Below are 13,413 nucleotides of genomic sequence, written 5' to 3'. Positions count from 1 at the left end.
ATAAACCTGTTTCGGCAAAAATTGAGTGATCGGTTATACTACAAAAGAAGGTTAGGTACTTTCAACGTAAAATTTTTTGACTTGGTAAAGTTATGGTTATATGAGAAAATAGATGAAGATATGGGGTGTCTTTATTGTTAAAACAATTTCTACCGAATGAACATGTAAATAGTGTTTTTGATATTCATCCTAATGAATTAAAACAACGTGGAATAAAAGGAATTATTACAGATTTAGATAATACCTTGGTGTCTTGGGATACACCTGATGCAACGCCTGAACTCATTGAATGGTTTAAGAATATGGAAGAATACGGAATTAAAATTACCATCGTTTCCAATAATAGTGAACTTCGAGTAAAGGCGTTTGCCGATCCCATTACGACACCTTATATATTCCGTGCGCGAAAACCAATGACTCATTCATTTACACGTGCTATTCAAACCATGAATCTAAAAAATGATGAAGTTGTTGTTATAGGAGACCAATTACTCACGGATATTTTTGGTGGAAATCGACTCGGCATTTATACCATCCTTGTAGTACCTGTTGCTAAATCAGATGGACTTGCCACGCGATTTAATCGTCTTATTGAACGATTTATACTAACAAAGATGCGACGTAGAGGTTGGATTACTTGGGAGGAAAAATAATGTCGGAAACTATTTTTTGCGCAGGTTGTGGAATACCCATTCAAACATTGGATAAAAATCAATTAGGCTATGCTCCACAATCGGCTCTCATGCGGGAAACAGTCATTTGTCAGCGTTGTTTTCGATTAAAACATTATCATGAGATCCAAGATGTTTCGCTTACAGATGATGATTTTTTAAAGATGTTATCTAAGATTGGACAAACGAATGCCCTCGTTGTTAATATTGTTGATATTTTTGACTTTAGCGGAAGTTGGGTTCCTGGACTTCAACGTCTAGTTGGTAAGAACCCAATTCTTATGGTGGGCAATAAAGTCGACTTATTACCGAAGTCAACAAATAAAAATAAATTAACAAATTGGATGCGGCACGAAGTAAAAGAGTTGGGTTTAAAGCCTTTAGATGTTTTACTGATGAGTGCAGAAAAAAAGATCGGAATTCAAGAAGTCGCTGAAGCGATTGACTACTATCGTCAAGGAAAAGATGTTTATATTGTCGGTTGTACAAATGTTGGGAAATCAACATTTATCAATCAACTTATTCATCAAATAACGGGCGAGGAAGAAGTCATTACAACCTCGAATTTTCCAGGAACTACTTTAAACTTTATTGATATTCCATTAGAGGACGGTTGTACTCTTTATGATACACCCGGAGTTGTAAATCAACATCAGGTCGCCCACTATATTCAAGATAAAGAATATAAGATCGTGATGCCCAAAAAAGAAATTAAACCAAAAGTGTTTCAATTGAATGAGGCACAAACATTATTTCTTGGTGGTTTGGCTCGTTTAGACTATGTTCGTGGTGGGAGAAGATCCCTGGTTGTTTACGTGTCAAATGACCTAAATATTCACCGGACAAAGCAGGAGAATGCTGATAGACTATATGAAAATCAATATGGAGAACTTCTAAAACCTCCGAGTGATCCATCGTATAAATTACCAGAGATGAAACGACATGACTTTGTGATCAAAGATAAAGAAATGGATATTGTTTTTTCAGGTCTAGGGTGGATAACGGTTAAAGGCACAGATGCTCATGTAACTGCATACGCCCCTGATGGCATCGGTGTGATGATTAGAAAGACGATTATCCAATAATTAATCATAGAGAGAAGCATTTATGGAGAAGGAGAATGAGAAATGAAGCGTTTGTATGGCATAATAGGGGATCCAATCGAACACACTCTTTCACCTGATATGCATCAATTTTGGTATCATCAGGATCACGTAGCTCACCATTATCACGTATTTCATGTGACGAAAGATCAACTTGAAACGGCCGTTCAGGGTATTAAAGCACTGGGCATCAGTGGTTGTAATGTCACCATTCCGCACAAGGTAGCGATTATTCCATTTCTAGACGACCTTGATGATGAAGCGAGAATGCTGGGGGCTGTTAATACAGTTGTTAATCAAAATGGAAAATTGATCGGTTATAATACAGATGGTCTTGGTTTTTTAAAAAGTTTGGAACATCATCAAAAAGAACACTTACCTGACCATCCGAAAGTTTTGGTTATAGGTGCAGGTGGAGCTGGACAAGCGATTGCTTTAACGATGGCGAAGTACGGAGCAAGTTGTGTAGATATTACGAATAGGACCATAGAAAAAGCTGTAAAGTTAAGTCGCTCATGTCAAGCTTTTTGTGAATCAAATGGAATCAGTCTTACTGAAGCAGAAAATGGATTAGAAAAATATGACGTGATTGTAAATGCAACTTCAATTGGTTTATCAGAACACGATTCTTTAATTCCAATTCCAATTGAAAACAGTAAATCTAGTGCGATTTTTGTTGATATTATTTATAACTTTGAAACAAAGTGGCTTCGTCTAGCCAAACAACAAGGAAAGAGGACCTTAGATGGCTTACCTATGTTAATTTTTCAAGGAGCGATCAGCTATAAGCATTGGCTAGGTCATTTGCCGAAACTAAATGGTATTGACGCATTTTTAAGAAATAAATTGGAGGAAAGACATGCTAACAAGTAAACAAAAAAAATTTTTAAAAAAGGAAGCTCATCATCTTAAGCCTGTATTTCAAATAGGTAAGAGTGGTTTACATCATACCGTCATCGAAGAATTAAATGCCGTTTTGGAAGCAAGAGAATTAATTAAAGTTAATTTCTTGCAAAATACGCTTGAAGATCCAAAAGAAGCAGGGGAACAAGTGGCAGAAAAAATAGGTGCTGAAGTCGTTCAAGTGATCGGTAATGTTCTTGTATTATATAAAGAATCCGAAAATAATAAGACAATCGAATTACCAAGAGCATAGGATAGGACTAAAAAGAGAATGAAACGAATTGGACTATTAGGTGGTACGTTTGATCCACCACATCTTGGTCACTTGCTTATAGCACAAGAAGCACTTGAAAGATGTGAACTTGATCAAATATGGTTTCTTCCAAGTTATATTCCACCGCATAAAAATCGAATAGTGACAGATAGCCATCATCGTATTGAAATGGTAAATAAAGCGATTAATACAAATCCTTACTTTCAAATTTCACTAATTGAAATTGAACGAAGGGGAAAATCATATACGGTAGATACTTTAAGGCAGCTTAAAGACGCTTATCCTGAATACCAATTTTTCTTTATTATTGGGGCTGATATGATACGTGATCTACCTAATTGGCATAAAATCGATGAATTGTGTCAACTGACTTCATTTATTGGATTTAGAAGACCTGGATATATAGCTGAACATCCATTACAGGCTCAAGTTCACATGATTGATATGCCTCAAATAGAAATCTCATCAAGTGACATCCGAAATCGCTTGAAACATCATCGCTCATGTATGTATTTATTAAATAAGGAAGTCAAGGATTATATAAAGGAGAATCTTTTATATGAGGATTGAAGAAGCAAATGAGGCTGTGCAAGCAATCTTACCAAAGAAACGATATATTCATACTCTTGGCGTTGTAGAAACAGCAGAGAAATTAGCCGAGCGATATGATGCAAATATTGAGCAAGCCAAACTTGCTGCGATGTTACATGATATTGCAAAATATTTTTCAAAAGAAGAGTTATCAGACATCATAAAAAGAAGACATGATATAACTAACGAAATTCTAACATTTCATCACTCTTTATGGCATGCCCCTGTTGGTGCTGCCTATATAGAAGAAAAGTATCATATTACGGACAAAGAAGTATTGGATGCTGTACGTTATCACACGACCGGGAGACAAGATATGTCGCTTCTAGACAAGATTGTCTTCTTAGCGGATTACATTGAACCTGGCCGTGAATTTCCAGGAGTAGATGAAGTTCGTCATTTAGCAAAAAAAAATTTAGATGCTGCAGTTGGGAAGTCTTTGCAAAATACGGTGATATTTTTAGTTGAACGTCATCAGCAAGTCTATCCTGATACAATTTATGCATATAATACTTATATCAAAAACTTAAGGAGCTGTTTGAATGAACAATGAAGAACTTGTAAAATATTTCGCTGAAGTTGCAGATGATAAAAAAGCTCAAGATCTTGTGATGCTAAAAATGACTGGAATTTCAATTATGTCTGATTACTTCATCATCTGCCACGGAAATTCAGAAAAACAAGTCCAAGCTATTGCCCGTGCATTAAAAGAAGCTGCTCAAGAGAAAAATATTGAAGTCAAACGAATGGAAGGCTTTGACAAAGCAAGATGGGTGCTTGTTGATCTAGGTGATATTATCGCTCATGTTTTCCATAAAGATGAAAGAAACTACTATCAATTGGAAAAACTTTGGGGAGATGCACCCGTATTTTCTCTTGAAAAACGCCCCTTATAGGCATTATTGATGGCTTACGATTATTTTGCTCAATTATATGACGAGTTGATGAATGATGCACCTTATGATCAATGGCTGGATTTTTTCTATAGAACATTAAATGATTATCAATTGCCCTCAGCTAAAGTGTTAGATATCGGCTGTGGAACAGGCGAACTTGCACTTAAATTAAAAAGAGATAAGTTTGACGTTACGGGTATCGATCTTTCTGAAAATATGTTAGCTATGGCTAAGGAAAAGGCAGAACATGAGAAACTGTCTTTTCCTCTTTTTCAGCAAGATATGCGAGAACTTGAACTAGGTAGTACGTTTGACATGATCCTTATTTTTTGTGATTCATTAAATTATTTAGAAACGTTAGATGATGTCAAACAAACATTTCAGCGTGTCTATGAGCATTTAAATGAAGGGGGAGCCCTTTTGTTTGATGTTCATTCACTATATAAAATACATTCAATTTTTATTAATCATACCTTTGCATACAATGACGAAAATATAGCGTATATATGGGAATCATTTCCTGGTGAAGAAGAACATAGTGTTTACCATGATCTAACGTTCTTTACAAAAACAGGTCAAGATCTTTTTACTAGACATGATGAAACGCATTATCAAAGAACGTTTGACATAGAAACTTATTCATTCCTTCTAAAAGAAGCCGGTTTTCAATGTCTAAAGGTTTGTGCCGATTTCACAAATGATCCCCCAACCAAGACTTCTGAGCGAATTTTTTTCATTGCAAAGAAGAATAGTTGAAGGAAAAGTTCATAAAGCATCGAATATTTAAAAGAGGGTTACACCCCTCTTTTTTTATTGAGTATATTTTTAAGTTAAAGCCCTTAAAGTACGTGTTCAAAAAGGTGACAAACGAAAAGGGTTACTGGCTAAGTACGCTGGCATCCTGCAAGAAACGCCAGTACTAGCCCGTCCTGGGCGTCGGAGGCTAAAAGCGGCGCAGTTTTGAGGACCGAAATGTAGGTTTTTGCTACATGAGGACCGGAAAAACAAGCGGGCGCCGAGATTCGTAGCATATCATTTGGTGACTTTTTGAACAACCCCTAAAAAGGAGGTAAACATTCTATGATGATGGTTTAATGCTATATTGTGGGTCAACTTCCTTGTGATCCTCAACAAATTTCATTTGAGTCGCTTTAAATAAATGTTCAAATACTTCACCTAATTCATCTTCTAAGATTTGAATTCCAACGCCAGTTACCCCGCCTTTAACCATGACTTTTTTCTTTAAGGTGTCGAGAGTGTAGGTTTTTTCTTCAAATAGTTTACCAACTCCTATTACCATATCCGTCAATAATTGAGTTGCTTTTTCTTCCGTTATCTCCGTTGTAGAAACTGCAGCAGATATCATTCGTTCAAAGAGATATGAAAGAAAGGCTGGACCACAGCTTGATAAATCAGATGAAACTCTCGTAATTTCTTCTTCAATTTCAATCGGGTTTGATATCGATTGAAGTAATTGGGTTAAAGAGGTTTTTACTTCTTCTGTACAACGTTCGCCAAATGTTAATAACGTAGACCCGCTTAATGTTTGATTCACGATACTTGGAATAACACGTGCTGCAGGACATGGCAATGAACTTTCTAATTGCTCAACACGAATTGGACTCGTTATTGAAATGACAAGATGATTATGCTCAATTACGTCATTCGCTTCTTTTAATAATGGATAAATGGATAATGGCTTAACACATATAAAGATTGTTTTAGCTTCTTTAAATACAGATTTAGCAGAGGGGACGACCTGAATACCCTCATATTTCTTACTTAATGATTCCGCTTTCGATAACGTGCGATTTGTAATAACAAATTCAGATGGCTGTATGGCTTTAGAACGAATAAAGGATTCAATAAGTAACGTCCCCATATTGCCTGTTCCAATAACTCCAATTGTCACTTTTTTTCTTCCCCCAATCCTAACAACCTTATACCACTGTATGTTTTTATTCAAAAATCTATGCGTAAAAAATCGAGGTGTAAAACCATGAATAAGATAAAAATAGCCATTGGAGCCTGTCTTGTGATAACCATTCTTGTCGTCATCTTTTTTATCAATAGGCACCCCGAATCATCTATTGAACCGGATCCTTTAAAAGAAGAAACCTTTCAATCTGTTGAGACGACGAAAAATGTGGCTAAAGCTCAAGCTAATAATCAAGAAAATAAAAATACCGATACAAGTTTGGCTGTTGACTTAAAGGGTGAAGTGAAACATCCAGGCGTTTATAAAATGGAAAATGGGAGCCGAGTGAGTGATGTGATTCAAAAATCAGGAGGGTATACTAATCAAGCAGATCAAAATAAAATTAATCTTGCACAAAAACTTAAGGATGAAATGGTGATATTGGTTCCAAAAAAAGGGGATTCCTCCGCTGTGATGACAGCAACCAATCCCACCTCAAATAGTGATACATCAACTTCTATAGAGGATAAAAAATTGATTAACATTAATACTGCTACGGTTGATGAATTACAGAATTTAAATGGCATCGGTCCGTCAAAGGCGGAGGCGATTATTTCGTATCGAGAGGAACATGGGCCGTTTAAAGCACCAGAGGAATTGACGAATGTCACAGGAATAGGTGAAAAGTCATTTGAAAAGTTAAAAGCAGACATTTGTGTGGAGTAAGCCGAAATCTTACGATGTGTTAATTTTTTGACTTTAGAGATTGTTCAAAAGATCACCAAATGATAAGCTACGAATCTCGGAAAAAGGGGAGAAGTTCATTCGTTGATTATGTTAAAATAGAACGTAGTTTTTTAGAACTACATGAGACTAGGTTTTTTGGACAAACGAGATTTAGAAAGGTGATGAGTGAAATTTGAAGAGACTATCATGGGACCAATATTTTATGGCGCAAAGCCATTTATTAGCCAATCGCAGCACATGTCCTAGACTTGCTGTTGGGGCTACCATAGTTAGAGATAAACGTATCATAGCTGGCGGTTATAATGGCTCTATTTCGGGAGGTACACATTGCATTGATGATGGATGCTATGTCGTTGACGGACATTGTATCAGAACGATACATGCTGAAATGAATGCCATTTTGCAATGTTCAAAGTTTGGTGTCCCGACAGATAATGCAGAAATCTACGTGACGCATTTCCCGTGCTTGCATTGTTGTAAGGCCATTATTCAAAGTGGAATAAAGAAAGTTCACTATGCGACGGACTATAAGAATCACCCTTACGCCATTCAGCTCTTTGAAGAAGCACATGTTGAGGTTCAAAAAGTTCCTTTTAATGACTTTTTTAATATTAAAAAAGACTTTAATGACGAGCAGAAGACGTTTATAGATCATTTGTTTGGCCAACTTGAGGAACGAGGAGTGGATACTGATGAGATTAACCGTATGTATGATCAATTGCGTAAATTATTTTTAATTGGGGTTTAACTAAAATGCTATATGGCAAGTGTCATCATCTCGTTTTTGTCTCATGCCTTGTCATGTGGGTGTTCTATGGGAATCATCCCTGGATACCACTAATCATTCTTATTGTCTACTTTGGATATATTTTCATGAGATCAACACACAGCCTGTTTATATGGTGTCTTGTAGTAGGTGCTGTTTTTGGTATGAACATGCTATGGGTAACGCAACAAGAAACAAAGCTTTCTCCAAAGAATACTTTATTTCAAGGTAAAATTATATCTATTCCAGGGTTTGATGGGAATGTCGTCAGTTTTCAATATAAGACAGAAGATGAGGTGGTTGTTGTTCGGTACACACTATTATCAAATAGTGAGAAACGAATCCTTCAAAAAAACCTCCATGCAGGGAATTCCTATCGAATCATAGGACAGCTTGAAAAGCCAAATTCTCCAACTAATTTTCATTCTTTCAATTATCGGCAATATCTCAATCATGAACATATTTATTGGATATTAACAGCAGAAAAGCCCCCTCATCCGCTTCCATCTTCTTTAACGCCCGTAGAACGGATTATGCAGTGGAGAGAAAAGCAAATTTATAGGATTCAAAACACGTTTCCTGAGCCAATAGATGGTTTAATGTCAGCCCTCATTTTTGGAGATCAGTCTCATATGCCCGTAGAACTCCAGAAAGCCTACCAAACCCTTGGTATTGTCCATATTTTAGCTGTTTCCGGTCTTCATGTTGTCCTGTTATTAGCCATGGTGAACTTCATTTGTTTACGACTCGGCATGATTCGAGAACATGTTCTGTTTCTCTTGTTACTTTTCATCCCCATCTATGTCATTTTAACAGGGGCAGAGGCTTCTGTTATTCGTGCCGGCTTGACCGGTATGTTCGTTTTGGGTTATACACTAATAAAAAAAGTTCATTTAACTTCGATAGATCTTATTAGTATTGTATTTTTAGTGATGGTCTTTTATGATCCGGAGTTCTTATTTCAAATGGGATTTCAACTGTCATTTCTAGCTACTTCTGCTATATTGTTATCAGCTCATACCATTCACAAAAAAGCCTTCTCCTATCTTGAACAATTACTTTGGTTATCCGTTATTTGTGAACTAGCCACATTTTCCATTCTTATTCCATCGTTTTATCAATTTTCTTTTATAAGTTTCTTCATGAATATGCTCTTCGTTCCATTAATGACCAACATTATTTTACCGTTGTCTATTATGACTTATACTGTTAGCTATATATATTCTCCTTTATCCTTCGTTTTATCTCAGTTTATGTCTTCTTTGTTAAAATATCCTCATCGAATTTTACTCTATTTTTATTATCATCCCCATTTTGTTTTGACGTATGGTTCATTAACACCTGTTATGCTTTTTTGTATGGTCTTATTGATCTATGTTTGTTTATGTTTATGGGAACATCGTTTGAAAAGAGGAGAGTATTTACTTTTGATCCCGTTCATTTTCATGTATACAATGGTTGTTTTAAGCGGAACGTGGTCTTCTCAAGGACAAGTTGTTTTTCTAGATGTCGGACAAGGCGATAGTGTTTTAATTCAACTCCCACATCACAGAGGAACGATCTTAATCGATACGGGTGGAATTGTGCCTTATAAAACAGAAGCTTGGAAAAAGAAAAAAGATCCATTTAAAGTAGGGCGAGATGTTGTTTTACATGAATTGCGCGCTAGTGGAATACATCAAATTGATATGTTGATATTGACTCACTCTGACTATGACCATATCGGGGGAGTGAAAGATCTTATCGGACAAATACCGATTCGAAAACTAATTATCAGTCCATGGTTTAATCCATCAACTGCAGATATTAAAATGTTAAAACAAGCGTATCGTCAAGGAACAAAGATACAAAAAGTCCAAAAAGGAGATACCATTAACTTTAGTACGTATGCGTTTCACGTCTTATCGCCTGCAACAAATCAGGATTCAAATAACAATTCGATTGTACTTCAAACAAATCTTGGTGGACTGAATTGGCTATTTACAGGTGATCTTGAAGAAGAAGGGGAGAATCAACTTACCAAAAACTACCCTAGACTTTCGATTGATGTATTAAAAGTCGGTCATCATGGAAGCCGATCTTCAACTTCAGAACAATTTTTGAATGTTATAAAACCAAAATATGCGATGATTTCAGTTGGGAAAAACAATCGCTATGGACATCCTAATCAAGAAGTTCTACAGAGACTGAGTAGCTTACATGTAAAGATAATGAGGACAGATCAGCTTGGTGCTATACGATGGTCTTTTAAAAATGATCAAATTACTCGTGTTGACTTTGCTGTTCAGCAATAACTAGCCAGATATACACAAAAGATGTAATCTTAATTATTTCATGCATTGCCAATATTTTAAACGGTGGAACCTGCTTTATCTATCAATACTTTATTATCTTTAGGTTATGATAATGAGTACAAACCCATTTCCGACACCGCATATTTGACCCGGGATACATGAGGATGTCGTTTAACATAGATGAAAGTTGGGGTTAGCCTTTATCTGGCTAACCTCTTTATCCTTTTCACTAAACTAAAGTAAAAGCCCCTTGTACACTAAGACAATTTACGATAAAGTGAATTGGTAAGAGGGGGAGTGAATGTAAGTGCCTGTGACAAAAAAGGATTTATCCATACAAAAGCCTCTTGCTCCAATTTACTTATTATTTGGTAGCCAAGAGTATCTTATACAACATATGAAAAAAACAATTGTAAAAGAAGCTTTATCTGAAGAAGAAATGGAAGTCAATTTATCTAGTTATGATATGTTAGAGACTTCAGTAGAAGTTGGAATTGAAGATGCCGAAACTCTCCCTTTTTTTGGTGAAAAACGAGTCGTCATTTTGGAGAATGCCTATTTCTTAACAGGTTCAAAACCAAAAGTAAAGGTAGAGCATGATCTTAAGCGATTTGAAACTTACCTTGAACACCCATCAACTGATACAGTTATGATTATTCCTTTATTTCATGAAAAACTTGATAAACGAAAAAAAATCGTTAAAATGATTGAAAAAAAGGGTCAAATCGTTGAGTTATCCCAACTTGGGGATCGATTCATTTATGATTTATTGTCATCGGTAGCATCTGAGTTAGGTGTTAGGTATACAAAAGAAGGACATGATCAATTGATGGCTTTTATCGGCCCTAACTTAATGGCGCTTGCAAATGAAGTGAAGAAATGTGCTTTTTATTGCTACGGAACAGATCAGGCGATTGACCAACGAGTGGTTTTGTCCCTTGCATCCAGGTCTTTGGAAAATAACGTTTTTCTTCTTGTGGATCAAGTCCTTGCAAATAAAAGAAGGGAAGCCCTTCAATTATTATCCGACTTAATCAAACAAAAAGAAGATCCTATCAAGCTTCTCGCTTTAATAACAAGACAAATAAGGATCGTCTATCAAGTAGGAGTTTATCAAAAAGATGGTTATACACAACAAAATATCGCTTCGAAAATTGGAATTCATCCCTATAGCGTAAAACTTGCCAGTCAACAAGCGAAGCATTTTGATTTAAAAAGGCTTGAATATGTACTCACGAAATGTACAGAAACGGATTATCAAATGAAAACAGGGGGTATGGATAAACGCCTAGCCCTTGAATTGTTTATTCATAGCACGTCAAAAGGCGCTTAACATATAAAGAAAACTTGCCGATTGGCCAGCCTGCAAGGCGCTAGAACAGAGGCCTGAGCCCGTACGTATACTTTAACCCTTAATACTTTCTTAGAGTACAAAAAAGAGGTTTCCATTTAAAGGAAAGCCTCTTTTTTGTATTAAGAAAACAAATACGCATATTAAGCCGTTAATTCGTTTAATTTTTTTGTTAAACGTGATATTTCACGGGATGCTTTATTTTTATGAATCAAACCTTTTGTTGCTGCTTTATCAATTTTTTTTGTTGCTACGAGATAAGCTTCTTTAGCAGCTTCAACATCTTTAGCATCTATAGAAGCGTTAAAGTTTTTAATTGATGTACGCATGGCAGATTTGAACATGATATTATGTTGACGATTAGCATCGCTTTTTTTCACACGTTTGATTGCGGATTTAATATTAGGCATACTTTCACCTCCTTGAGGCACATTAATTGACAATGAGTATTGTACCAAACACATAGGGGTTTTGCAATATGAATGAAAAAAGTTAAAAAAGGCAATGATGATAATAGTTTAAGATTGATTGTTTTAACCTTAATTCTTACTGTCTTATTTTTTTATTAAAGTTTTATTTTTATTAATCATGATCGTTATAAATATAGCACGTTTTACTCGAAAGGGGAATGGTTATGCCTGATAAACTCGATTTAAGCCAATATAAAGTAAGAACGGATTTAGCAGTTGAAGCCCGTGAAATGGTCACTGAACAAGAACCCGCGCATCCTATCCATGGATTGACTATCAAAGAGAATGAAATTGAAGGCATTCGAATCACACATATGACCATTGATTCAGATGCTTCAAAAACATTGGGTAAAAAACCTGGCCGATATCTTACATTGGAAGCACAGGATTTACGGAATCAAGATACCGAATTTCAAGAAAAAGTGGAAAAAACATTTGCCAAAGAGTTTGCTCAATTTTTAAAAGATATTAAAGTTACCAAAGAAATGAGTTGCCTTATCGTTGGGTTAGGAAACTGGAACGTAACACCAGATGCACTCGGTCCGAGTACGGTCGAAAACATACTCATAACAAAACACTTATTTGATTTGCAGCCACAAAATGTAAAAGAAGGGTTTCGTTCTGTAAGTGCGATATCACCTGGAGTTATGGGTATTACAGGGATTGAAACAAGCGACATTATTTTAGGGATTATTGAAAAGTCTAAACCGGATTTTGTGATAGCCATTGATTCTTTAGCATCAAGATCCATAGAACGTGTGAATACAACGATTCAAATATCTGATGCAGGTATTCACCCAGGTTCAGGAGTCGGAAATAATCGTAAGGAATTAAACAAAGATACATTGGGAATTCCAGTCATAGCCATTGGAATTCCAACCGTTGTCGATGCGGTAACGATTACAAGTGACACGCTTGATTTAATTTTGAAACATCTTGGACATGAAATGAAAAACCAAAAACCATCAAAGGCTTTAACACCATCTTGGCTTAATTTTGGAGAAAAAAGGAAATATGCAGAAGAAGATTTACCTAGTGAAGAACACCGAGCCTCTTTTTTAGGTGTGGTTGGGACATTACCAGATGAGGAAAAAGTACAACTCATTCGAGAAGTTCTTGGCCCAACTGGACATAATCTTATGGTTACACCAAAAGAAGTGGATGATTTTATAGAAGATATGGCTAATATTATTGCTGGCGGATTAAATACGTCCTTGCATACGGATGTAAATCAAGAAAATATGGGCCATTATACGCATTAAATTTCAGTTTTATGCATAGATATAGATAAAGTGAAACTTCCATCAGTGGGACAACATCAAGTGATAAGCTACGAATCTTGCGCCCTCTTGTTTTTCCGGCTTCAACTAAAATTGTGGAATACCGGTTCTAAGGAACTGCGCCGCTCTTGGGTTTCTTGACTCTAATT

Annotated in this window: 15 protein-coding genes; 13 read left to right on the top strand and 2 right to left on the bottom strand. The window is 36.0% G+C overall.

The window, feature by feature from the left end:
• Window positions 1-134 precede the first annotated feature (134 nt).
• Genes FG390_RS05230 through FG390_RS05195 form a run of 8 tightly spaced genes read left to right on the top strand, consistent with a single transcriptional unit; the run spans window position 135 to window position 5,194 of the window.
• The gene (locus tag FG390_RS05230) at window positions 135-653 is read left to right on the top strand and encodes a YqeG family HAD IIIA-type phosphatase (RefSeq protein ID WP_141189989.1); all 519 of its coding nucleotides are present in this window, start codon (window positions 135-137) and stop codon (window positions 651-653) included.
• Window positions 653-1,756, top strand: a complete 1,104-nt coding sequence (gene yqeH, locus FG390_RS05225) for a ribosome biogenesis GTPase YqeH (protein WP_141189988.1) — start codon at window positions 653-655, stop codon at window positions 1,754-1,756. Before FG390_RS05230 ends, yqeH begins: the two co-directional genes overlap by 1 nt.
• A gap of 42 nt (window positions 1,757-1,798) precedes the next feature.
• Window positions 1,799-2,647 (top strand): shikimate dehydrogenase, encoded by an 849-nt coding sequence (aroE, locus tag FG390_RS05220; RefSeq protein ID WP_141189987.1) that lies wholly within the window; start codon window positions 1,799-1,801, stop codon window positions 2,645-2,647.
• The gene (gene yhbY, locus FG390_RS05215; RefSeq protein WP_141189986.1) at window positions 2,634-2,930 is read left to right on the top strand and encodes a ribosome assembly RNA-binding protein YhbY; all 297 of its coding nucleotides are present in this window, start codon (window positions 2,634-2,636) and stop codon (window positions 2,928-2,930) included. Before aroE ends, yhbY begins: the two co-directional genes overlap by 14 nt.
• Window positions 2,931-2,948: 18 nt before the next feature.
• A complete protein-coding gene (locus tag FG390_RS05210; RefSeq protein ID WP_141189985.1) occupies window positions 2,949-3,521 on the top strand; it encodes a nicotinate-nucleotide adenylyltransferase in 573 nt (190 codons plus the stop codon).
• A complete protein-coding gene (gene yqeK / locus FG390_RS05205) occupies window positions 3,511-4,095 on the top strand; it encodes a bis(5'-nucleosyl)-tetraphosphatase (symmetrical) YqeK (RefSeq protein ID WP_141189984.1) in 585 nt (194 codons plus the stop codon). The genes FG390_RS05210 and yqeK overlap by 11 nt, the downstream gene beginning before the upstream one ends.
• Window positions 4,085-4,438 carry a ribosome silencing factor gene (gene rsfS / locus FG390_RS05200; RefSeq protein ID WP_141189983.1) on the top strand — a complete coding sequence of 118 codons (354 nt, stop codon included), beginning with the start codon at window positions 4,085-4,087 and terminating at the stop codon, window positions 4,436-4,438. Before yqeK ends, rsfS begins: the two co-directional genes overlap by 11 nt.
• A 9-nt stretch (window positions 4,439-4,447) precedes the next feature.
• On the top strand, window positions 4,448-5,194 hold the full coding sequence (locus FG390_RS05195; RefSeq protein ID WP_141189982.1) for a class I SAM-dependent DNA methyltransferase: 747 nt from the start codon (window positions 4,448-4,450) through the stop codon (window positions 5,192-5,194).
• 322 nt (window positions 5,195-5,516) lie between these two features.
• Here FG390_RS05195 and comER read toward each other — a convergent pair whose 3' ends face one another.
• Complete coding sequence (gene comER, locus FG390_RS05190; protein ID WP_141189981.1) at window positions 5,517-6,350, bottom strand: late competence protein ComER; 834 nt, start codon at window positions 6,348-6,350, stop codon at window positions 5,517-5,519.
• Window positions 6,351-6,437: 87 nt separating this feature from the next.
• On the opposite strand from comER, the gene FG390_RS05185 reads away from it, so the two are divergent.
• From FG390_RS05185 to holA, 4 genes are all read left to right on the top strand, one after another.
• The gene (locus FG390_RS05185) at window positions 6,438-7,082 is read left to right on the top strand and encodes a helix-hairpin-helix domain-containing protein (protein WP_141189980.1); all 645 of its coding nucleotides are present in this window, start codon (window positions 6,438-6,440) and stop codon (window positions 7,080-7,082) included.
• Window positions 7,083-7,275: 193 nt separating this feature from the next.
• Window positions 7,276-7,851: a ComE operon protein 2 gene (locus FG390_RS05180; RefSeq protein WP_141189979.1), complete on the top strand. Its 576-nt coding sequence runs from the start codon at window positions 7,276-7,278 to the stop codon at window positions 7,849-7,851.
• 5 nt (window positions 7,852-7,856) lie between these two features.
• Complete coding sequence (locus FG390_RS05175; protein WP_141189978.1) at window positions 7,857-10,163, top strand: DNA internalization-related competence protein ComEC/Rec2; 2,307 nt, start codon at window positions 7,857-7,859, stop codon at window positions 10,161-10,163.
• Window positions 10,164-10,470: 307 nt separating this feature from the next.
• Complete coding sequence (gene holA, locus FG390_RS05170; protein ID WP_141189977.1) at window positions 10,471-11,496, top strand: DNA polymerase III subunit delta; 1,026 nt, start codon at window positions 10,471-10,473, stop codon at window positions 11,494-11,496.
• A gap of 161 nt (window positions 11,497-11,657) precedes the next feature.
• Here holA and rpsT read toward each other — a convergent pair whose 3' ends face one another.
• On the bottom strand, window positions 11,658-11,924 hold the full coding sequence (rpsT, locus tag FG390_RS05165; protein WP_141189976.1) for a 30S ribosomal protein S20: 267 nt from the start codon (window positions 11,922-11,924) through the stop codon (window positions 11,658-11,660).
• 224 nt (window positions 11,925-12,148) lie between these two features.
• Here rpsT and gpr point away from each other — a divergent pair, with 224 nt between their 5' ends.
• Window positions 12,149-13,246 carry a GPR endopeptidase gene (gpr, locus tag FG390_RS05160; protein WP_141189975.1) on the top strand — a complete coding sequence of 366 codons (1,098 nt, stop codon included), beginning with the start codon at window positions 12,149-12,151 and terminating at the stop codon, window positions 13,244-13,246.
• The last annotated feature ends 167 nt before the right edge of the window (window positions 13,247-13,413 follow it).

It is taken from the genome of Terrilactibacillus laevilacticus (genome assembly GCF_006517395.1).
GTDB classification, from domain to species: Bacteria; Bacillota; Bacilli; order Bacillales; family Sporolactobacillaceae; genus Terrilactibacillus; species Terrilactibacillus laevilacticus.
Note: the sequence above shows the minus strand (reverse complement) of the source record. Positions and strands in the feature narration are given on the sequence as shown.

Excerpts from the sequence above, each read along its gene's own strand:
- FG390_RS05210 (WP_141189985.1), top strand. The coding sequence starts at position 2,949 with ATGAAACGAATTGGACTATTAGGTGGTACGTTTGATCCACCACATCTT.
- rpsT (WP_141189976.1), bottom strand. The coding sequence starts at position 11,924 with ATGCCTAATATTAAATCCGCAATCAAACGTGTGAAAAAAAGCGATGCT.
- gpr (WP_141189975.1), top strand. The coding sequence starts at position 12,149 with ATGCCTGATAAACTCGATTTAAGCCAATATAAAGTAAGAACGGATTTA.
- yhbY (WP_141189986.1), top strand. The coding sequence starts at position 2,634 with ATGCTAACAAGTAAACAAAAAAAATTTTTAAAAAAGGAAGCTCATCAT.
- FG390_RS05185 (WP_141189980.1), top strand. The coding sequence starts at position 6,438 with ATGAATAAGATAAAAATAGCCATTGGAGCCTGTCTTGTGATAACCATT.
- rsfS (WP_141189983.1), top strand. The coding sequence starts at position 4,085 with ATGAACAATGAAGAACTTGTAAAATATTTCGCTGAAGTTGCAGATGAT.
- FG390_RS05175 (WP_141189978.1), top strand. The coding sequence starts at position 7,857 with ATGCTATATGGCAAGTGTCATCATCTCGTTTTTGTCTCATGCCTTGTC.
- aroE (WP_141189987.1), top strand. The coding sequence starts at position 1,799 with ATGAAGCGTTTGTATGGCATAATAGGGGATCCAATCGAACACACTCTT.
- FG390_RS05195 (WP_141189982.1), top strand. The coding sequence starts at position 4,448 with ATGGCTTACGATTATTTTGCTCAATTATATGACGAGTTGATGAATGAT.
- yqeK (WP_141189984.1), top strand. The coding sequence starts at position 3,511 with ATGAGGATTGAAGAAGCAAATGAGGCTGTGCAAGCAATCTTACCAAAG.
- yqeH (WP_141189988.1), top strand. The coding sequence starts at position 653 with ATGTCGGAAACTATTTTTTGCGCAGGTTGTGGAATACCCATTCAAACA.